Below are 19,618 nucleotides of genomic sequence, written 5' to 3' on the forward strand. Positions count from 1 at the left end.
TATTTTCTACAAGAGCTTTTTCATAGTCATCAACTTATTCATCGTTTCTTCAAATTCGGCTTTAGGGTCACTTAATTCGGTTATTCCTCCACCTACATAAATATCTACATGTTCTTCATGTACTTCCATACACCTTAAGTTAACAAAATAGTTAGCCACATCATTTTCTAGTATTCCTAAATAGCCTGTATAAAAAGAACGATCGTATCCTTCATTTGCCATAATGAACCCTTCTGCCTTATCTCTAGGTAAACCACAAACTGCTGGCGTAGGATGCAACGCTTCTATAAATCTGCTTTTATCGCTTTGATTAATTTTTGCGGTTATATCTGTTCTTAGATGGATTAAATTTCCAGCTTGGACAGTTTTTACTTCTGACTTTTGAATATTTTCAGCTCCATTTTGGGTTAGATTTTGAACAATAAAATCGGTCACTAATTTCTGTTCTTCTAATTCTTTTTCACCCCAAATATGACTTTCATTTTCTATGAAAATTGCAGTTCCAGCAAGAGACATCGTTTCCAATTTTCCATCCTTAATTTGAACTAAAGTTTCTGGAGTTGCTCCCATCCATTTACCTATTTCAGGATGGTAAAAAAAGTAACAATTAGCGGCTGGATAATGGTGCAATAATTGGTTAAGGATATCTAGATCAGTACTTCTTTTTGGTAATTTCTGCTTGCGTGATAGAACCACCTTTTTCAAGTTTGATTCCTTCATTTCTCGAACTGCTTTTTCCACCAATTTTATGTAACGATTTTGCTCTTCAATGTCTACTAAACTTACTGCTTTTAGTAAATCAGTTTTTTTTAAATCATTATTTTCATATATAAAGTAACTATCTACTTCACCATATATAAAAACCTGATCTTTATATATTTGAAACTTTGAAAAAGCACCACAAGTCATATTGTCATGTGCTGTTTTATGCCATTTTTGATCTAATTGTGAGAGAATGCGCACCTGGCTATCATTTGCCTTTCTTAATAAAAAGAAAGGTAACTTTTGATCGATTAAATCACCTATGTATGAGAGTAAATTTTGGCGCAAGCAATAAAGAAATTAAGGTATATATAATGGTTATTTTTTAATAGCAATAGTAGTTAATTTACAAATAGAAATTAACTTGTTTTCTTCGTCAGTAATTTTGATTTCCCATAGTTGTGTGGTTCTTCCTTTATGTAAAAAACGAGCCGTCGCAAATACGTATCCATCTTTCTTTGATCGTGTATGATTTGCGCTAATCTCTAAACCTCTAATTGCAAAATTTTCTGTATCCAAAAACATGTAACTCGCAGCACTTCCTACAGATTCTGCAAGGGCGACACTGGCACCACCATGCAACACTCCATCTGGCTGATGCACTTTTTTTGTTACTGGCATTCTAGCTGTTAAAAAATCTTTCCCAACATCTACAAAATCGATGTCCAAGGTTTCCATGAGTGTATTGCGGCAAATGGCATTACAACGCTGTAGTATCTCTTCTTTGTCCATATCTTTACCAAAAATAAGTCATAGAATCAAAACAAATGGTTAAAACGGTTTCCTATACACATACTAATACATATGAAACACTTTTTGAACGAACAGAAACTACTAAAAAAATCTGGGTCTGTTTTCACGGATTAGGTTATTTGTCTACTTACTTTAAACGCTATTTTGAAGGTTTAGATCCATATGAAAATTATGTGATCATACCTCAAGCACCTTCAAAAGCCTATATAGGGAAAGATTTTAAACATGTAGGCGCTTGCTGGCTTACTAAAGTAGATACAGATCAAGAAATGCATAACAACCTCAATTATATCCATGAGGTTTTAAAGTCTGAGAAACTGATAGGCGATAAACGTATAGTGCTTTTTGGGTATTCACAAGGTGTATCGATCGCTACTCGCTTTTTAAAGAATTACCACTACCCTATCAAAACGCTTATCATGCATAGTGGTAGTATTCCAAAAGAATTAAATAAAAACGATGCAAATCATTTTAAAAAGTACTGCCCTAAATTCATACATATTGCAGGAACATTAGACGAATATTCTAATGAAGAAATTATTAAAACGGAACGAGAGAAAATAGAACTTCTTTTTGGTACAAATTGTGTAATACACAGACCAGAAATAAAGCATGTGGTGCATGTGCCGCTTATTTTAGAAATTTCAAAAAAAATATAATTATGGAAATCATTTTTGCCACACATAACGACAATAAATTAAGAGAAGTACAGGCATTAATGCCTTCTCATGTAAAGTTGGTAAGCTTAAAGGACCTAAATTTTAAAGAAGACATTCCAGAGACTTCTGGTACAATTGCTGGAAACGCTATTCAAAAAGTAGAATTTCTCAAAGATAGATTTGATCTTCCCATTTTTGCTGACGATACTGGTTTACTAGTCGATGCGTTAAATGGTGAGCCCGGAGTTTACAGCGCAAGGTACGCGGGAGAACAAAAGAACAGTGAAGACAATATAGATCTACTGCTTCAAAAGTTAACAGATAATAACAATAGAGCAGCACGATTTGTGACTGCTATTGCCTTAAATTTGAATAGCTGTCAGACATTGTTTGAAGGCGTTTGTGAGGGAACTATCTTGAGGGAAAGAAGAGGTGACAAAGGCTTTGGTTATGACCCTATTTTTATCCCGCAAGGCTATGACAAGTCTTTTGCAGAAATGTCTTTAACAGAAAAAGGTGAAATAAGCCATCGTGCCAAGGCATTGCTTAAGCTTATCGACTATTTAAAAGAAGTTAAATAACTTATAAAAACTCATTAAATAAGCACATTAGCTTATTTTTATACCTGATATGAAAATACGACATTACATTTTATTCTTCTGTTTTACTTTAGTTTTTTCTATAAGTAATGCTCAAGGCGAAAAGGAAACTTCTAAAAAAACCGAGGCCATTACCACCAAAGTGAAAGGGAAAGTTCTAAATGCAAAAGACAATACAGTTCTTGAGAATGTTAACATCCTTAACCTAAATCAGATAAAAGGTACCATTACAACCAAAGAAGGTGTTTTTCAAATCACCGCTAAAGCAAATGACACCCTTTATTTCTCCTACTTAGGTTTTGAAACTATTAATGTGAGAGTCACTGAAGACTGGCTTAAATTTGGTGATGTAACTATATCTATGACAGAAAAAGGAATTGCGCTTGAAGAAGTTACCGTGACAGAAACTTCTCTTACAGGATTTCTTGAAATAGATGCAAAACGCGCACCTATTTATGCTACTAGAAGATATAAAATTGCTGGTTTACCTAAAGGTTATGAAGCCGGTGATAGTGAACCTGGCGCTATAACTCAAGTATTAGAAAGTGTCTTTAATCCAGCAGATTTTCTTTATAACACCTTTGGAAAAAAAGGAAAGTCCATGCGCAAACTACGTCAGGTAAAAGAACAGGACGAAATAAGAACGCTACTACAAAGTAAATACGATCGAGAAACCTTAATGAATTTACTACAACTCGATAAGTTAGATATAGATGCTATTTTAAGAAACTGTCAATATTCAAAATCATTTATTGATACGGCTAATGATCTTCAAATCTTAGACGCAATTAGTGAATGCTATGAAGAGTATAAGATCTTGAAAACATCCAAGGATAAAAATAAAAAATAAAAAAAAATACACTTGTGAATTACAAACACCTCATAACTTGCGCTTTTGCAGCTACTCTTTTAGTGAGCTGTATCAATATGAAAGGAAAAGATGGTAAACCTGGAAAAGATGGCGAGCCTGGAATCAATCAACAATCTGGAAAAGACGTTGCTGATGGCATGTCTGGAAAATCAGTTTTAGATTATTCTCAAGTAAAAGTAATGGATTATGCAAATACCATTACCCTTGATGAACTTAAGGAACAGCTTTATTACTATGCTAGTGATGAAATGGAAGGACGCTACACTGGCTCTCCTGGACAAAAGAAAGCCGTTAATTACCTAAGAGATCAATATAAAAAAATGGGTGTTCCTGGTGGTGGAGAATATGGTGACTACTTTCAAATAGTACCTGGTAAAGCTTTTGGAAAACCAGAACTTTCTTCTGAGAATGTACTTGCTTTTATAGAAGGAAGAGAATATCCAGATGAAGTATTAGTAATATCTGCACATTTAGATCACATAGGTGTAGAGGATGGAAAAGTATTTAATGGTGCAGATGATGATGGCAGTGGTACTATTGCACTACTGGAAATAGCAGAAGCTTTCAAACAAGCTGCTAATGACGGCTATGGCCCAAGAAGGTCTATTCTTTTTCTTCATGTAACTGGAGAAGAAATAGGACTTAAAGGAAGTAAATATTATGCTGACAACCCTATTTATCCAATGGCAAATACGATTGCTAATCTTAATATAGATATGATAGGCCGTATCGATCCAGATCAAAAAGAAGATCCAGATTATATCTATTTGATAGGAAGTGATATGCTATCTCAAGATTTGCATGACATGTCCGAAAAAGCAAATAAAAGTTCGGTTAATTTGAGGTTAGATTATACGTACAATGGTAAAAATGACCCTAATCGCTTTTACTACCGTAGCGACCACTATAATTTTGCAAAGAACGATGTTCCTGTGATTTTTTATTTTAATGGTACTCATGAAGATTATCACAAAGCAACCGACACACCAGATAAAATTGAATACGAATTATATCAGAGAAGAACTAAATTAGTTTTTGCTACCGCGTGGGAAGTTGCTAATGCAGATAAGCGTCCTGCTCTAAAAGAATAAAAAATAGAGTCTTTATAATTTTAAAAGCGCAAACTATAGTTTGCGCTTTTTTTAAATTCACAAACGATTTATTTGTATCATATAAAATATTATACTGCAAAAACAATTTGCTTTATAAGCGGTATTTCCTTTATTGCTTTATTATTACAAAGTATAGCTTTACTTATTTATTGTGTAGATGATTATTTCATTCTCGCAAATTTAGAAGCCAGTTTAAAGGGATCAACTCTTTTGTTATGCATGAGTTTAATTTTATTATGGAATCCTAAAATTTTAAAAGAATCAAATTCTGTAGATTTCTTTCAAAAGAATTCATTTGATCAACAAAAAGAAACCATCAATAAACAGCTAAATAAATCTCAAACGACAATTAAAATCCTGATTGGATCATGTTTGATTATTTTGATAATTTCTTGGATTAAATTCTTATAAACAAAAAAGGTGCGATTTATATCGCACCTTTTTGATTTAGCATCTCGCTTTCGCGAAAGCGTAAATAATATTACTGATCAGATTCTATACCGGCAAACTCTTGCTGTATCGCCATACGTAAACGGCGGTAATAATCTTCTTCTAACCAGTCTTTATAATTATTTGTATTGTTGATAATACAATACGCATAGCGTCTAATACGATCCTTAATATCTTCTTTCAATAGCTTTGCAAGAATACGTGCATCAAATACATCTTCACTATTCTCCACACACCACTGCACGTGCTGTGCAATTGATTCATCAAGAACATCTTTAGATTTACGACCTTCTTTAGTGATGCGTTTATAAGCTCCTTTTATATCAAATGTAAATTCTTTTGTGTTAGGAAACTCTGCCTTAGTAGCTTCTGGTATTTGATACACAAAATTGCGTTCTATCTCTTCGTCAGAAACGATATTCTCCACATAAAAATCAGGTGATCTAAAAACTTGTTGCCAATCTACTGGCTCGTTCCACAAACCAAAACGCGCCACATTATTTCCTAAATCGATAATCTGAAACTCTTTTTTATCATCTAGAATACGAGAACCACGACCTATCATCTGATAGTAAAGTGTCAATGATTTTGTAGCACGATTTAAAATGATACACTCTACACTAGGTTCATCAAAACCAGTAGTTAGAATACTTACAGATGTTAAAACAGCATCTGGTTTATTCTTAAACCATCGTAAAATCTCTTTACGTTCTTCCTTTGTATTGGTATTATCTAAGTGCCTCACTTCTATCCCGGCACGTCTAAAAGAATCCTCTACCTCGATACTGGTACGAATACCGTTATTAAAGATCAGTGTCTTTTTGCCTTTTGCAACTTCTAGATAAGATTGTATCAACTTATCTTGCATGTTCACCGCTGTGTAAAGCTTTTCACTGGACTTTACGGTATAATCTCCATTCATACCTATGGTAAGACCACTTAACCCTACATCATAAGTATGAGTTACAGCTTGGGCTAGAAACCCTTTTTCTACTAATGAAGAAATACTATTTCCTACAATAAGTTCCCTGTAATTATCCTTCATAGGCAACTTAAAGTTAGAACTTAAAGGTGTAGCCGTAACACCTAACATAAAACAGTGATCAAAGTACTTGAATAATTTTCTAAAACTATTGTAATGAGCCTCATCAATAATTACAAGACCGATATCATCTAGTTCTAATTTATCATCCTGAATACGATTATTCAAGGTTTCTACCATGGCTACAAAACAGTCAAAATCTTTTTGATCATCTAACTCTTTTACTTTAGAGTTAATGACCTTGTTTTTAACGTTGAAACCATTCAACATTTTTGAAGTTTGCTTACATAACTCGATACGGTGCGTTAGGATGACAACTTTCTTTCCTTTTTCTCTAATATACCTGCGTACAATTTCAGAGAATATAACTGTTTTACCACCACCAGTAGGTAATTGATATAACAAATTATAATCATCACTTTGATTGTTTATACGATCAAAGACAGCTTCCAGATCTTGTTCTTGATAATCGTATAATGATTTAATTTCACTCTTTTTGTTCATACTCATGCTCTGGAATTTCATTTTTGAGATTTGCAAAAATAGGACATTTCTAAAGTTATTAACCTTTGTTTAGTGTTAAGAAAACAAGTTTTTTTAATTGATAAGATTTTAACGTTGAAAAAGGTGTTTAAGTAGTAATTTTGTATTTAAAGGTATTTAGATTTGGAACAGTCCACTACAAAGAAAAAACCCTGGTTTCAACCTGATCGCGCTCATAAATACTATAAGCTGACAGGTTTCTATACATTCGTAGTGGATAGTATAAAAAAATCTATGCCACCTGTTTTAATAGTTGTTGGTATCCTTGCTATTGTTCATTTTGCTTATGAAGATGGACTGATGGGACTTTTAGAACTGGCTGTTGAAAAATTACCTGATTACGGTGTTCTAGCATTTTTCTATGTTTCTGAAACGGTTTTAGGCTTGATCCCACCAGAGTTATTTATCGCTTGGGCTGGAGAAACAAGCACACCTATTCTCAATTTATCACTAATTGCGCTTCTTTCCTACCTGGGTGGTTTTACTTCTTACTGGATAGGAAGAAGAGCTTTAAGAATCCCTAGTTTACATAATTATCTAGAGGTAAAAATGGCCAAACAACTTGTTATGGCTAGAAAATGGGGTGGCATTCTTATTGCTGTAGGCGCTTTATTACCATTGCCTTTCTCCATGGCTAGCCTGGTTGCAGGTATGCTGCGATATCCTATCAAAAGCTGGATACTTATAGGCTTATTGCGCTTTTTACGTTATGCTCTATATGGAGCAGCTATTTTCTCTTTGGTTTAAAATAATTTTATAATCCCGCTTTCGCGAAAGCGAGATACCACATAAAGCTCTCTCACATTTACCATTGATCGTTTGAAGATATAAAATTTGTGTAATTTGCTTTAGTCTTTACACTCTATCCTTTTAAACCTAGAAAATGAGAAACCTCATTGCCATTCTTTTGATAATAACAGCTCATTCTAATGCAAACGGACAAGTTAATCATCTAACACTTGAAAATCTCTACACTGATTTTGTAAAATCTATTAAAGCAGATAATGACGAAGAATTGCGCAGTTTTTGCACTCGTGTTGTTATGGATAAAGAAACCTTAAACTTTATGCGCCAACAGAATATGTGCTACAAAGGTGTTCCTTGCAAATTAGATCAGCAAGGGGAAACAATGGAATATGTAGTTGATATGTACTACAAGAAGTTATTGAGAGTTAAAAACAGGCTTACAAATGAAAACCTTTTAAAAAATTTAGAACTTGGTAAAAATATAGATTACAGATTTGATACAGAATTAATTCCAGCAGTGAAGAATAAGAAGACTAATGAGACAAAAATCATCTCTTATGGAGAAGTAGTCAGGTTTCAAAAGATACTGAAAGCTTCTGATAGCTTAAGTAAGAATGATGCTACATTTAAGGGTAAAAACTTAAACGATTATATGGAGTTGATAAATGTTACTATAAGAGGTACCGATCAAGGTATCGCATTAAAATCTGGAAAGGTTGAAATACATTATTCTATAGGTGAAGTTGCTTCTGTATATGGTAAAAAATGGAGTGTTGTAACTATTCCCAAAGATTCTTATAGTACAAATCGTTAGTCATAACGATTCAGATAACGACATTATGGAAATAACCAGCACTAATTTATAATCAGATCACTTCAATGATAGTTTACATGTGAATCTGTAGCTGGTAGTTACTGAGAACTATAAAATACAAAAAGCACCTAATTTCTTAGGTGCTTAATACATTTAAAAAAACAATTAATTAGTTCTTACTCTCAGTTTCCTTTTTTGCATTTTCTTTTGCTTGCTCCATTCCTTTTTCTACCATATCAAAGAATTGATCCAGCTTAGGAAGTACCACGATTCTTGTACGTCTATTTTTAGAACGACCTTCAGCGGTATCATTACTTGCTACTGGCATATAATAGGATCTTCCTGCCGCAGTCATACGCTCTGGTGCTACATCAAAATCATTTTGCAATACTCTAGTTACAGCCGTCGCACGCGCCGTACTTAAAGCCCAGTTGTCTGCAAACTTTGCACTAGAAATAGATTGATCATCTGTATGACCTTCTACCATAATGTCTATTTCTGGCTTATCGTTCACTACTTTAGCAACCTTTCCTAAAACAGCTTTTGCACTACTGTTTACTTTATCACTACCACTTGAAAACAATAACTTATCAGATATAGAAATAAAGACCACTCCTTTTTCTACGTTCACACTTATGTCTTCATCTTGTAAATTACCTAAAGAGCTTTTTAAACTAGTAACTAAGGCTAGAGTAACACTGTCTTTTTTAGTTATTGCATCGTTCAAAGATTTAATTTGTAAATCTTTCTCTCTTAGACTTTCAAGAGAACGTTCTAAATTACGGCTTCCTGTTGTTGAAAGGGTTACTAATTCTCCTTGATTGTTTAATAAAGCATTATTAGAATTTTTAAGAGTTGCTATTTGATCTCTCATAGCCTCTAACCTTGCTTGGGCTGCTTTCTCATCAGCTAAACAAGCGTTTAATTTTACCGTTGCAGTATCTAAAAGTTCTTTCGTCTCTTTTTGCTTGGCCATGGCGGCTTCAAGGTCTTTTTTTGAAGCACAGGATACTAAAAGTCCACCGGCAAGCAACATTAAAAATATTTTTTTCATTTTATTTGGGGATTTTATATTTTATTTAATTGTTCCTTTAATTGTTAAAAACAGTAACAAAATTAAAACTATTAAATATTTTTTAATAGCTATTAACAATGATTTATGTTATTGATCGTTACTATTCGTAGGTTTTATTTCCTTTTATAAAATATTGATATACGATACTTAAATCTGCATTTTTCACCATGGTTAAAGATTCAGATTCTTTAAGCAGTTTTCTCTTATTGAAAAGTGACCTTAGATTTATATAAAAATTAAAATGGGCTCTTAACACTGCTGTAAAATGAGTCCATTTCAATTCGGTTATAAATTTGATACCTGCAATTCCATCTAGAATCATTCTCACAAAAAGGATACAAAACCAAAACCTAGAACGATCATTTTTTACAATATTATATAAACTGTTTCTAAAATTAAAAAATGTCTTTTGCGGATTCAAGTTATTTAAAGTTCCGCCTCCTAAATGATAAACAACTGACTGTGGTTCATAACTTATCTGGTAACCGGCATGACGCAATCTCCAACATAGATCTATCTCTTCTTGGTGTGCAAAATAATCTTCGTCAAATCGACCTACTAAGTTAAAAGCCTCTTTTCTCAGGAATAAACAAGCACCACTAGCCCAATGTAAATCTACCACATGGTTATATTGACCTGTATCTTTTTCGATAGTATGAAACACACGACCACGACAATAAGGATAAGCATATCGATCTAAAAATCCACCTGCAGCACCAGCATATTCAAAATAGTCTCTTTTTTTATCGTCCAGTAATTTAGGTTGACATGCGGCAAGATGTGCATCTTTCTCAAATCTTGTAGCAATCGCATCGCACCAACCAGGCGTAACTGCAACATCGCTATTGAGTAAACAAACTACTTCTTCTTCAACTTTCTTTAAAGCCACATTATAGCCACCAGCATAACCGCGATTTTCATCCATCGCAATGATCTTAACAACTGGAAAAGCTTTTTGTGTCCATTTTATAGAATCATCTGTAGAAGCATTATCTGCTAAATAAACAACATGATCCTTACTGTGCTCTACAACACTAGGTAAATAGGTTTTAAGCAACTCGAGCCCATTCCAGTTTAATATGACGATTCCTATTTTCATAAAACGTATTCTGGTAAGTCTGGAATAAAATTATAAGTCTGCTTTTTATAATCCATGGTGCAAAAATAATGATCTATTCCATTGGTCACCATTAAGTAATCTGCTTTTAATGCTAGATTGTAACGAGCAATTTGATCAAAAACAGATTGATCGATTTTAATTTCTGGCGCTTTACATTCTACTACTAAATGTATAGAACCATCTGTGTTATAGGAGATAATGTCATATCGTTTTGTAGTTCCTGCGATGATCAATTGCTTTTCTATGTTAATGAGATTTTGCGGTATCCGCTTTCGCGAAAGCAGAAATAAAACAACATGTTGCCGCACCCATTCTTCTGGTGTCAAGTGTACAAACTTTTTCCTGATTGGGTCAAAGATAGCACGTCCTTTTTCAGTACTTTTGACTCTGAAATTTCCAGCTGGTAGTCGCAATGGCTTCATAGCGCAATATTACAAAAACCTCAACAGCTCTCGATGAGTGATGCAACAAAGATTATAGCCGATTTAAAGCAAAAGCGATATGCGCCCGTATATTTCTTGTGCGGTGCAGAACCTTATTTTATTGATCAAGTAAGTGACTTTATAGAAGATAACGTACTGGACGAAGGCGAGAAAGGCTTTAATCAAATGGTAATCTATGGTAAGGAAACGACCATGGAAGAGGTTCTTGAAAATGCTAAACGTTTTCCTATGATGGCAGAACATCAGGTAATTATCGTTAAAGAAGCGCAACATCTGGTAAAACAACTGGCCAAACTAGAAAGCTATGTAGAGAATCCACAAACGACCACGATTTTAGTTTTTGCCTACAAATACAAAACGCCTGACGGACGTAGCAAGATTACTAAATTGCTTAAAAAACACGCTGTTTACATGGAAAGTAAGCCACTTTATGAAAATAAAGTTCCTGCTTTTGTAACTGGTAGATTGAAAGAAATGGGATATCAAATCGATCCTAATGCGACCAGAATGTTAGTCGAGTATTTAGGAACCGATTTAGGAAAGATCAATAACGAGCTTTCTAAACTGGCGATTGTTCATACTCCAGATCGTCCTATAACTCCTCAAGTCATCGAGGATAACATTGGTATCTCAAAAGACTACAATAATTTTGAGCTGCGCAAAGCGATGGGAATGCGTGATGTGGTAAAGGTTCATAAAATCATCAATTACTTTAATGATAATCCAAAGGATAATCCGCTAGTGCTCACGACAGCGCAATTGTATAGTTTTTTTACACAGTTGCTGAAAGTACATACAATTAAGGACAAGAATGATTCACAAGCAGTGGCTCGTGCCGCTGGAGTGAATCCGTTTTTTGTTCAGGAAATTATTACTGCTGCAAAAAACTACCCTATGAAATATTGCAGTCGCGCGATTAAGATCATAAGAGATATGGATGTCAAATCAAAAGGTGTAGGAACACATCAAGCAAATCATCACGATCTTTTAAAAGAAGCTCTCGTTAATATCATGTCTAAATAATGGCTAGTACAAAACTAAAAGCATGGGTCAGTGCTGCGAGATTAAGAACATTGCCGTTGAGTATTAGTGGGATTTTGGTGGGTAGTGCGTTTGCTTATTCAAAAGTTAATAATTGGAGATCTACTCTCGATTATTTAAAGAAGTCTCCTGTTGAAGAAACTGGTGTGGTGGACTATTTACAATCTATAGGTTTTGATTTTAACTATACTATTCCGATTCTCGCGTTAATTACCACACTAGGTTTCCAAATCCTATCGAATTTTGCAAACGACTATGGCGATGGCGTTAAAGGAACAGATAATGAAGATAGAATAGGTCCTATGCGAGCGATCCAAAGTGGTATTATTAGTCCCCAAGAAATGAAACGTGGTATGATCGTTACGGCTGTTCTAACTTTAATATGTGCCATACTACTTATTTATGTAAGTCTAGGAATTGATAAGTTACTAGTTTCTTTGTTCTTTTTAGTTTTAGGTATTGCCGCTATTTGGGCAGCGATTAAATATACGGTAGGAGATAATGCTTATGGTTACCGAGGTCTAGGCGACGTATTCGTTTTTATCTTTTTTGGTCCAGTAAGTGTGATAGGGATTTATTATTTAATCACTAAGACTCTAAACTGGGAAATGATTTTTCCATCCATTACTATAGGTTTATTAAGTGTCGCGGTTCTCAACCTTAATAATATGCGAGATATCGAGAGTGATGCAACAGCTGGTAAAAATACAATTGTGGTAAAAATGGGACTTGCTAAAGCTAAGTTGTTGCATTATGGGTTTGTTGTTGTGGCGTTTGTTTGTGCGATTATTTTATCTATCAATATTTATCACGAATTAATTGAAAGAGAGTACTCAATTAATCATAACAAAAATGTAACTGAATTTGCAGAAAAAGTAGGAGCTAAAACTATTAATGTTCCAAATTCAATTTATGACGAAGGCTTCACTCCTGAACTTGGTATTTCACTTTTCGCTTTTTTACCTCTCCTAGCTTTTATCCCATTATTCATTCATTTATTGAAGGTCAAAAAAACAACATCTCCTGCTCTACTCGATCCTGAATTGAAAAAGGTAGCACTTTCTACTTTTATGTTTGCACTTCTTTCTATCCTAAGTGCTTACCTGATTACCGTATAAATGCACCACAAAAGCCAAGCATTTATCTCAACTCATTTATGGATTCCATAAAAAAGTTTTAAACATTATGCAATGCATAGTAATCCCTTTATTAACGGCTAGTGCAAGGATTCCATAGGTTATTAAGAGTTAATTTTGACATAATTTTAGATTTCCTTCGTTGTAGTAAACTATATATTGCACTATATTTATAAGACATAAATGAAAAATATCAAGTTATAGAAACAAAATTACTTTAATTATAAACTTTAATATTATGGCCAGAGCGATGTTTGAGTATACTAAAATGATACTCGAGAAAGTCAGTTTTGACTCCACCTTATTTTGTAGAGAACTACAAAAAGCAGTTGGACGTTTGTTACCCTATGAAATTAAAGAATTAGAAATTTGGATCAAACAACTCGTTTTACAAAATCCAGAATTAGGGTCTTGCGTTCCTTTATTAAAAGAATAAGGAAAGTTATAAACTAATAAAGCTGGAAATCTAAATAAAATTAGATTTCCAGCTTTTTTTATGGTTTTAAGCCTCGATTACTTTCCTGCTACTGGACTTATAATTTGTACATTCTGAAAGGCTATAGCTCCTTTAATAACGCCAGCAATTACATTTTGTAACGCATCTATAATTTGCATTTTCAACTCACTTTTATGATAAATAAGGCTTACCTCACGTGCTGGTGACGGATCCTCAAAAAATCTAAGATTCTCTTTTTTGCGTTCTGATAGATCCATGGTATTTAAATAAGGTAATAAAGTCATTCCTAAACCTTCGTCTGCCAGTTTTATAAGCGTTTCAAAACTACCGCTTTCTAGCATGAATCTTTCTCTTTCTATATCTCTTGTACTACGACATAAGTTTAAGATACTGTCTTTGAAACAATGCCCATCTTCCAGAAGTAGTAGATCGTCCACATTAATATCATCTACTTTAATTTTTGAATTAGGTTGACCAGATAATCTAGGATCATAAGCGACAAAAGGCTCGTAATATAGAACACGTTCTTTGATTAAATCATGTTTTAAAGGAGTGGCTGCAATTGCTGCGTCTATACTTCCATCTTGTAAGCCATCAATTATATTTTCTGTGGTCAACTCTTCAATACGCAATTTTACTTTTGGGTATTTATTGACAAAATTGGCAAGAAACATAGGTAACAACGTAGGCATTACTGTTGGTATGACTCCTATTTTAAACTCACCACCTATAAAACCTTTTTCTTGATCTACAATATCCTGTATGCGATCGCTTTCATTAACAATATTACGAGCCTGATTAACGATTTTTCTTCCTGTATCCGTAAGTTCGATAGGTTTTTTACTTCTATCAAATATTTGAACGTCTAATTCATCTTCTAGCTTTTGGATTTGCATACTCAATGTAGGCTGCGTCACAAAAACCTTATCTGCAGCTCTGGTAAAGTTTTGGTATTGTGCGACTGCAAGTACATATTTTAATTGCGTAATAGTCATGATAGAAATTTTCTACAAAAATAAAAAAGACTATTCATAAAATTGATGACAAGACAGAGTATTTTAATATAAATAATCACAAATGACATCAGTACTTTTTGATGTCTTACCGTGATATGCGTAAATGAATTCATTTAAAATAAAAATGATCAAGAGTTCATACTTTGTAACTTTTAATAAGGGCTTAAATTATAGCTCTTCAATTGAAATTTTACTTAGCATTTTACGACTTACATAATGGAATTACTTATCGTCAAAATAGACTTTGAGATCAATAAAATGTTCTAAAAGTATCGTGGAATAAATCTTCTTAAAATTTACGAACTATATCCTCGACCTTATCTTTGTAGTATAGTTTATTCCGCTTTCGCGAAAGCGAAAAACTTAATCATAATTAAAAAATAAGCCACTATGTTTAACGATCTATCTAAAGGTCTAGCTTTAATTGCTGGTTTGATATTAACCATGATCCTAGTAATATTCGGTGCCGCGTTTTTCGTTGCACAAGAACAGCAAAAATATTCTTTTCAAGCACCTCAAGAACCTATTGAGGTAAAACCACCAGTGGTACTTACCGAACAACAAGAACTAGGTGAATCTCTTTTCAAAACGAATTGCGCTTCCTGTCACAAGAGGTATAAAAAGGCCGTAGGACCGGCATTGTATGGTGTTACAAAGCGTCGTGATCAAGAGTGGTTATATAAATGGATTATCAATAGTGCGCAATTGATTAAATCTGGAGATGCCCAGGCAGTTGCCATATATAATGAGTACAATCAATCTAATATGAATGCTTTTCCGCAATTATCTAATGAGGACATTGATGCTATTTTATCTTGGGTAGAGATTCCTAAATAATTAACAAGACATTAAATTTGTAGAGCAATGATAATTGTAACTTGTCCTACTTAATTTAACTTGTAACAAATGGCTACTATAACTATAGGAGGAAATGAAATTTCTACTAGTGGAACACTTCCAGAAGTGGGAACAAAAGCTCCAGACTTTAAACTTAAAAGAGCAGATCTTTCTAATGCTTTATTAAATGATTATAAAGGTAAACGTGTTATTTTGAACATCTTTCCTAGTATTGATACAGACGTATGTGCAACATCTGTAAAGAACTTTAACAAACGCGCTACAGAATTAAAAAATACTGCAGTACTTTGTATTTCTAGAGATACTCCTTTTGCTCAAAAAAGATTTGCAAATGATGAAGATATCGAGAATGTAGAAAACTTAAGTGATGTCATTAATGGCAGTTTTGGAAAAGACTATGGCCTTACTATGACCTCTGGACCACTTGCTGGTTTTCACTCACGAGCAGTAGTTGTTCTTGATGAAGAAGGAAAAGTAATTTACAACGAGCAAGTTTCAGAAATTGCAGACGAGCCTAATTACCTAGAAGCCCTTAAATCGCTTTTATAATTGGGATTTCTTAAATTCATTACAGGTAGGATTAAGGCGATGGGTTATGCCACAAAAGGCGCCATCATTCTCCTTAAAACCGAACCTAGCATACAAGTACAAGCCGCAATAGCTGTAATAATGACTATTGCTGGCTTTTATTTTAATATCACTGCTACAGAATGGATGGCACAAACTCTTTGCATAGGTCTGGTTATGGGTCTAGAAGGAATAAATACCACCGCAGAGGCCATTGCAGACTTTATCCATCCTGATTTTCATGAAAAGATAGGACATATAAAAGATATTGCGGCTGGTGCTGTCGTTATTACCGCTATAGCTTCTACTGTCGTTGGGTTTATTATTTATACGCCTTATGTGGTTACGCTTTTTGAATAGAAAATTAGTTAGATAATTACTCTGTTAACTAATAACTAGCAACTACTTCTTTTTATACCACGCAATATTCTTATTTTTGCTCGTTCACTATAACTCATGGCGCGTAAAAAAACTGCAACAAAGAAATCTACTGCAAAGGCAAAAAAACCTTTACAAATACCTAGTTTCAAACTCAATAGACTACAACAAGTCATATTAGGTAGTGCTTTGATTGTCTTAGGCTTACTGTTGTTATTTTCTTTTACTTCCTATTTATTTACAGGAGAAGAAGATCAAAGTATTCTACATGAAATAGGCAGTCGTAGTACTGAAACTAAAAACTGGATCAGCCAGCTAGGTGCTTGGTTAGGTCATGTGTTTGTTTATCAAGGTTTTGGTATTCCAGCTTTTTCCATAGCCATATTGACCATTATTTCTGGGATTTTCTTATTTGCAAGCAGTGACAGTGTGTTTTCGCTTTCGCGAAAGCGGATTTCTAATCTATGGTTCTGGGGATTATTATTAATGCTGTGGTTTTCTGTCTTTCTAGGTTTCTTTCATAAAAGTAATGCTCTTTTAGGCGGCAAAGTAGGTTATGAATTGAACGACTTTTTACAAGACTATTTAGGATTAATAGGCGCTGTACTAATCATGGCATTTATCGCGATTGTATATTTAGTACTGAGATTGAAATTAACTCCAGAAATTATAAGTGCTTATTTCTCTAAAAAAGCAGATGAAGTAAAAGAAGGTTTTGACAACATTGAAACTACTGACGAAGAAAGTGAATGGGAAAAAGCAACCATAGAAGGAAGTAGTATCCAAGAAAAAACAGAAACAGCTGTTGATGAAGAGCGGCAACCAGCGATCCACCTTTCTGGTAATGATATGGAAATCACACCGCCAGAAGAAGAGATTCCAGAACCTGTTCTTAAAAAGACCGTTGCGCCTAAGGATGCAAATGATATAGGAATGGAAATCGAACAAATTATTGATGAAGAAGAAGTGATCGATAGTAAAGCATCAAAACTAGTAGAGGATTTTGGCGAATTTGATCCTACACTTGAGCTGAGCAACTTTAAATTTCCACCACTCAATTTATTAAAAGATTACACCGGTGGTAAAACGATCACCATAAATGAAGAAGAACTACAAGCAAATAAGGATAAAATTGTAGAAACCCTTAAGAACTATAAAATAGGTATTGCAAAGATTAGTGCGACTATAGGACCTACGGTAACTCTTTATGAAATCGTACCTGAGGCTGGTATACGTATTTCAAAAATTAAAAACTTAGAGGACGATATTGCGTTATCACTTGCTGCATTAGGAATACGTATCATTGCTCCTATTCCTGGAAAAGGAACCATAGGTATAGAAGTACCTAATCAAAATCCATCTATAGTTTCTATGCGATCTGTTATCGCATCTCCTAAATTTCAAAATGCCGAAATGGAATTGCCGATTGCTTTTGGTAAGAATATCTCAAATGAAACTTTTGTTGTAGATCTAGCAAAAATGCCTCACTTGCTTATGGCAGGTGCCACAGGACAAGGTAAATCTGTAGGATTGAATGCAATTCTAACGTCCCTACTCTATTCCAAACATCCTGCCGAAGTAAAATTTGTACTGGTAGATCCTAAAAAAGTAGAACTAACTTTATTTAATAAAATAGAACGTCACTACCTGGCTAAATTACCCGATAGTGCCGAAGCTATTATTACGGATAATTCAAAGGTAATCAATACTTTGAATAGTCTTTGTATAGAAATGGACCAGCGTTATGACATTCTTAAAGATGCGATGTGTCGTAACTTAAAAGAGTATAACGCAAAATTTAAAGCGAGAAAACTAAATCCTGCAAATGGTCATAAATTTTTACCATACATTGTTCTAGTAGTAGATGAATTTGCAGATTTGATCATGACCGCTGGTAAAGAGGTAGAAACACCTATAGCTAGACTGGCACAACTGGCTCGTGCGATTGGGATTCACTTAATTATTGCTACACAACGACCATCGGTAAATGTTATTACTGGTATGATCAAGGCTAACTTTCCTGCTCGTATTTCTTTTAGAGTAATGCAAAAAGTCGATTCTCGCACAATTTTAGATAGCGGTGGCGCTGATCAATTAATAGGACGTGGTGATATGCTTTATACTGCTGGAAATGAATTGATAAGAATACAATGTGCCTTTGTAGATACTCCAGAAGTAGAAAAGATAACAGATTTTATAGGGGCACAAAAAGCCTATCCAGACGCACATATATTACCTGAGTATGTAGGTGAAGAAGGTGGCACAAGTATTGATAACAATATCGACGAAAGAGATGCAAAATTTAAAGAAGCTGCAGAAATTATTGTTGTTGCACAACAAGGAAGTGCTTCTTTATTGCAGCGTAAGTTAAAACTAGGCTACAATCGTGCTGGACGTATTATCGACCAATTAGAAGCTGCTGGAATAGTCGGTGGTTTTGAAGGTAGTAAAGCAAGACAGGTTTTAATTCCAGATTTAGCGTCTCTAGAGGTATTTTTAAACCAAGAAAGTAATAGTTAAAAAAGTAAAATGAAAAATTATATCCTATCTGTTTTTATGATATTCGCTTTCGCGAAAGCGGCAACAGCACAAGATGCCAAAGCAGATCAACTATTAAAAGAAGTAGCAGAAAAATTCAAGTCTTACGACAATGTATCCTTCACTTATAAAGGAAACTTCAAAAACCCTAAGACTGGAACAGATATGGATGTTCAAGGGGACGCAAGAATGGCAGGTCAAAAATACAATGTCAACTTCTTAGGAACCACCTACATTTTTGATGGTAAAAAGCAATATGCTATCAATGCTGAAGATGAACAAGTAACTATTTCCAAAGTACGTAATGACGGCTCTCAAATGATAACGCCTTCAAATATCCTTACTTTTTATGAAAAAGGATATGTAAGAAAATGGGATATTGTTCAAAATGAAGGTGGAAGAAAAATACAATTCATCAAATTAACACCTATCAAATCAGCTTCTGAATATAAGAGTGTTTTATTAGGAATAGATGTGAATACAAAGCATATCTATAAAGCTATAATTACAGAAAACTCTGGTACGGTGGCTACGTTTACCTTAAAGTCATTACAAACAAACGAGCCACTTCCTAAAAATTCTTTCAACTTTGACGCTGCACAATATAAAAGTTGGGTGGTACAAGAAATGAATTAAT

At 34.1% G+C, this 19,618-nt stretch carries 22 protein-coding genes; 15 read left to right on the plus strand and 7 right to left on the minus strand.

Going from position 1 to position 19,618, the window contains the following annotated elements:
* Positions 1-6: 6 nt before the first annotated feature.
* The gene (locus tag ACTF54_RS08880; RefSeq protein ID WP_438969174.1) at positions 7-1,050 is read right to left on the minus strand and encodes a chorismate-binding protein; all 1,044 of its coding nucleotides are present in this window, start codon (positions 1,048-1,050) and stop codon (positions 7-9) included.
* Between the two features lie 30 nt (positions 1,051-1,080).
* Positions 1,081-1,494 carry a hotdog fold thioesterase gene (locus ACTF54_RS08885; RefSeq protein WP_347196075.1) on the minus strand — a complete coding sequence of 138 codons (414 nt, stop codon included), beginning with the start codon at positions 1,492-1,494 and terminating at the stop codon, positions 1,081-1,083.
* Positions 1,495-1,529: 35 nt separating this feature from the next.
* On the opposite strand from ACTF54_RS08885, the gene ACTF54_RS08890 reads away from it, so the two are divergent.
* The 5 genes from ACTF54_RS08890 (at position 1,530) to ACTF54_RS08910 (ending at position 5,167) form a co-directional block, all read left to right on the plus strand.
* Complete coding sequence (locus ACTF54_RS08890; protein ID WP_347196074.1) at positions 1,530-2,174, plus strand: alpha/beta hydrolase; 645 nt, start codon at positions 1,530-1,532, stop codon at positions 2,172-2,174.
* Positions 2,175-2,176: 2 nt separating this feature from the next.
* Positions 2,177-2,755 carry a non-canonical purine NTP diphosphatase gene (locus tag ACTF54_RS08895; RefSeq protein ID WP_347196073.1) on the plus strand — a complete coding sequence of 193 codons (579 nt, stop codon included), beginning with the start codon at positions 2,177-2,179 and terminating at the stop codon, positions 2,753-2,755.
* Positions 2,756-2,804: 49 nt separating this feature from the next.
* Positions 2,805-3,623, plus strand: a complete 819-nt coding sequence (locus tag ACTF54_RS08900) for a carboxypeptidase-like regulatory domain-containing protein (RefSeq protein ID WP_347196072.1) — start codon at positions 2,805-2,807, stop codon at positions 3,621-3,623.
* A 158-nt stretch (positions 3,624-3,781) separates the two neighbouring features.
* Complete coding sequence (locus ACTF54_RS08905; RefSeq protein ID WP_438969202.1) at positions 3,782-4,735, plus strand: M28 family metallopeptidase; 954 nt, start codon at positions 3,782-3,784, stop codon at positions 4,733-4,735.
* Between the two features lie 72 nt (positions 4,736-4,807).
* Positions 4,808-5,167, plus strand: coding sequence for a hypothetical protein (locus tag ACTF54_RS08910; protein ID WP_438969175.1), 360 nt, complete (start codon positions 4,808-4,810; stop codon positions 5,165-5,167).
* Between the two features lie 70 nt (positions 5,168-5,237).
* Here the strand turns inward: ACTF54_RS08910 and ACTF54_RS08915 are convergent, their stop codons facing one another.
* Positions 5,238-6,752 (minus strand): DEAD/DEAH box helicase, encoded by a 1,515-nt coding sequence (locus ACTF54_RS08915; protein WP_347196080.1) that lies wholly within the window; start codon positions 6,750-6,752, stop codon positions 5,238-5,240.
* Between the two features lie 252 nt (positions 6,753-7,004).
* Here ACTF54_RS08915 and ACTF54_RS08920 point away from each other — a divergent pair, with 252 nt between their 5' ends.
* Together ACTF54_RS08920 and ACTF54_RS08925 are read left to right on the plus strand one after the other, a co-directional pair.
* Positions 7,005-7,538: a YqaA family protein gene (locus tag ACTF54_RS08920; protein WP_347196069.1), complete on the plus strand. Its 534-nt coding sequence runs from the start codon at positions 7,005-7,007 to the stop codon at positions 7,536-7,538.
* A 136-nt stretch (positions 7,539-7,674) separates the two neighbouring features.
* Positions 7,675-8,352: a hypothetical protein gene (locus ACTF54_RS08925; RefSeq protein WP_438969176.1), complete on the plus strand. Its 678-nt coding sequence runs from the start codon at positions 7,675-7,677 to the stop codon at positions 8,350-8,352.
* A 169-nt stretch (positions 8,353-8,521) separates the two neighbouring features.
* Here the strand turns inward: ACTF54_RS08925 and ACTF54_RS08930 are convergent, their stop codons facing one another.
* The 3 genes from ACTF54_RS08930 to ACTF54_RS08940 form a co-directional block, all read right to left on the minus strand.
* Positions 8,522-9,406 carry an OmpA/MotB family protein gene (locus tag ACTF54_RS08930; protein WP_347195685.1) on the minus strand — a complete coding sequence of 295 codons (885 nt, stop codon included), beginning with the start codon at positions 9,404-9,406 and terminating at the stop codon, positions 8,522-8,524.
* A gap of 121 nt (positions 9,407-9,527) precedes the next feature.
* A complete protein-coding gene (locus ACTF54_RS08935; protein WP_438969177.1) occupies positions 9,528-10,526 on the minus strand; it encodes a glycosyltransferase family 2 protein in 999 nt (332 codons plus the stop codon).
* Positions 10,523-10,969 (minus strand): type I restriction enzyme HsdR N-terminal domain-containing protein, encoded by a 447-nt coding sequence (locus tag ACTF54_RS08940; protein ID WP_347195683.1) that lies wholly within the window; start codon positions 10,967-10,969, stop codon positions 10,523-10,525. Before ACTF54_RS08940 ends, ACTF54_RS08935 begins: the two co-directional genes overlap by 4 nt.
* Positions 10,970-11,002: 33 nt before the next feature.
* On the opposite strand from ACTF54_RS08940, the gene holA reads away from it, so the two are divergent.
* The 3 genes from holA (at position 11,003) to ACTF54_RS08955 (ending at position 13,603) form a co-directional block, all read left to right on the plus strand.
* Complete coding sequence (holA, locus tag ACTF54_RS08945; protein WP_347195682.1) at positions 11,003-12,013, plus strand: DNA polymerase III subunit delta; 1,011 nt, start codon at positions 11,003-11,005, stop codon at positions 12,011-12,013.
* On the plus strand, positions 12,013-13,149 hold the full coding sequence (gene menA / locus ACTF54_RS08950; RefSeq protein ID WP_438969178.1) for a 1,4-dihydroxy-2-naphthoate octaprenyltransferase: 1,137 nt from the start codon (positions 12,013-12,015) through the stop codon (positions 13,147-13,149). The genes holA and menA overlap by 1 nt, the downstream gene beginning before the upstream one ends.
* Before the next feature lie 256 nt (positions 13,150-13,405).
* Entirely contained in the window at positions 13,406-13,603 is a 198-nt protein-coding gene (locus tag ACTF54_RS08955; RefSeq protein WP_347195680.1) for a hypothetical protein, read from the plus strand.
* A 77-nt stretch (positions 13,604-13,680) separates the two neighbouring features.
* Here the strand turns inward: ACTF54_RS08955 and ACTF54_RS08960 are convergent, their stop codons facing one another.
* Positions 13,681-14,619, minus strand: a complete 939-nt coding sequence (locus tag ACTF54_RS08960) for a hydrogen peroxide-inducible genes activator (protein ID WP_347195679.1) — start codon at positions 14,617-14,619, stop codon at positions 13,681-13,683.
* Between the two features lie 411 nt (positions 14,620-15,030).
* Between ACTF54_RS08960 and ACTF54_RS08965 the strand changes: the two genes are divergently transcribed.
* The 5 genes from ACTF54_RS08965 to ACTF54_RS08985 all read left to right on the plus strand — a co-directional run bounded on the left by ACTF54_RS08965 (position 15,031) and on the right by ACTF54_RS08985 (position 19,617).
* On the plus strand, positions 15,031-15,477 hold the full coding sequence (locus ACTF54_RS08965) for a c-type cytochrome (protein ID WP_438969179.1): 447 nt from the start codon (positions 15,031-15,033) through the stop codon (positions 15,475-15,477).
* 69 nt (positions 15,478-15,546) lie between these two features.
* Entirely contained in the window at positions 15,547-16,047 is a 501-nt protein-coding gene (gene tpx, locus ACTF54_RS08970; protein WP_438969180.1) for a thiol peroxidase, read from the plus strand.
* Positions 16,048-16,425: a diacylglycerol kinase gene (locus tag ACTF54_RS08975; RefSeq protein WP_347195676.1), complete on the plus strand. Its 378-nt coding sequence runs from the start codon at positions 16,048-16,050 to the stop codon at positions 16,423-16,425.
* 96 nt (positions 16,426-16,521) lie between these two features.
* Positions 16,522-18,963 carry a DNA translocase FtsK 4TM domain-containing protein gene (locus ACTF54_RS08980; protein WP_438969181.1) on the plus strand — a complete coding sequence of 814 codons (2,442 nt, stop codon included), beginning with the start codon at positions 16,522-16,524 and terminating at the stop codon, positions 18,961-18,963.
* A gap of 9 nt (positions 18,964-18,972) precedes the next feature.
* Positions 18,973-19,617 (plus strand): LolA family protein, encoded by a 645-nt coding sequence (locus ACTF54_RS08985; RefSeq protein ID WP_347197223.1) that lies wholly within the window; start codon positions 18,973-18,975, stop codon positions 19,615-19,617.
* The last annotated feature ends 1 nt before the right edge of the window (position 19,618 follow it).

Origin of the sequence: Nonlabens sp. (assembly GCF_965657255.1) — a bacterium.
Lineage (GTDB): Bacteria > Bacteroidota > Bacteroidia > Flavobacteriales > Flavobacteriaceae > Nonlabens.

Coding starts and splice junctions, on each gene's coding strand:
- ACTF54_RS08885 (WP_347196075.1), bottom strand. CDS start 1,494: ATGGACAAAGAAGAGATACTACAGCGTTGTAATGCCATTTGCCGCAAT.
- ACTF54_RS08890 (WP_347196074.1), top strand. CDS start 1,530: ATGGTTAAAACGGTTTCCTATACACATACTAATACATATGAAACACTT.
- ACTF54_RS08895 (WP_347196073.1), top strand. CDS start 2,177: ATGGAAATCATTTTTGCCACACATAACGACAATAAATTAAGAGAAGTA.
- ACTF54_RS08900 (WP_347196072.1), top strand. CDS start 2,805: ATGAAAATACGACATTACATTTTATTCTTCTGTTTTACTTTAGTTTTT.
- ACTF54_RS08905 (WP_438969202.1), top strand. CDS start 3,782: ATGTCTGGAAAATCAGTTTTAGATTATTCTCAAGTAAAAGTAATGGAT.
- ACTF54_RS08915 (WP_347196080.1), bottom strand. CDS start 6,752: ATGAACAAAAAGAGTGAAATTAAATCATTATACGATTATCAAGAACAA.
- ACTF54_RS08925 (WP_438969176.1), top strand. CDS start 7,675: ATGAGAAACCTCATTGCCATTCTTTTGATAATAACAGCTCATTCTAAT.
- ACTF54_RS08930 (WP_347195685.1), bottom strand. CDS start 9,406: ATGAAAAAAATATTTTTAATGTTGCTTGCCGGTGGACTTTTAGTATCC.
- ACTF54_RS08935 (WP_438969177.1), bottom strand. CDS start 10,526: ATGAAAATAGGAATCGTCATATTAAACTGGAATGGGCTCGAGTTGCTT.
- ACTF54_RS08940 (WP_347195683.1), bottom strand. CDS start 10,969: ATGAAGCCATTGCGACTACCAGCTGGAAATTTCAGAGTCAAAAGTACT.
- holA (WP_347195682.1), top strand. CDS start 11,003: ATGAGTGATGCAACAAAGATTATAGCCGATTTAAAGCAAAAGCGATAT.
- menA (WP_438969178.1), top strand. CDS start 12,013: ATGGCTAGTACAAAACTAAAAGCATGGGTCAGTGCTGCGAGATTAAGA.
- ACTF54_RS08955 (WP_347195680.1), top strand. CDS start 13,406: ATGGCCAGAGCGATGTTTGAGTATACTAAAATGATACTCGAGAAAGTC.
- ACTF54_RS08960 (WP_347195679.1), bottom strand. CDS start 14,619: ATGACTATTACGCAATTAAAATATGTACTTGCAGTCGCACAATACCAA.
- ACTF54_RS08965 (WP_438969179.1), top strand. CDS start 15,031: ATGTTTAACGATCTATCTAAAGGTCTAGCTTTAATTGCTGGTTTGATA.
- tpx (WP_438969180.1), top strand. CDS start 15,547: ATGGCTACTATAACTATAGGAGGAAATGAAATTTCTACTAGTGGAACA.
- ACTF54_RS08980 (WP_438969181.1), top strand. CDS start 16,522: ATGGCGCGTAAAAAAACTGCAACAAAGAAATCTACTGCAAAGGCAAAA.
- ACTF54_RS08985 (WP_347197223.1), top strand. CDS start 18,973: ATGAAAAATTATATCCTATCTGTTTTTATGATATTCGCTTTCGCGAAA.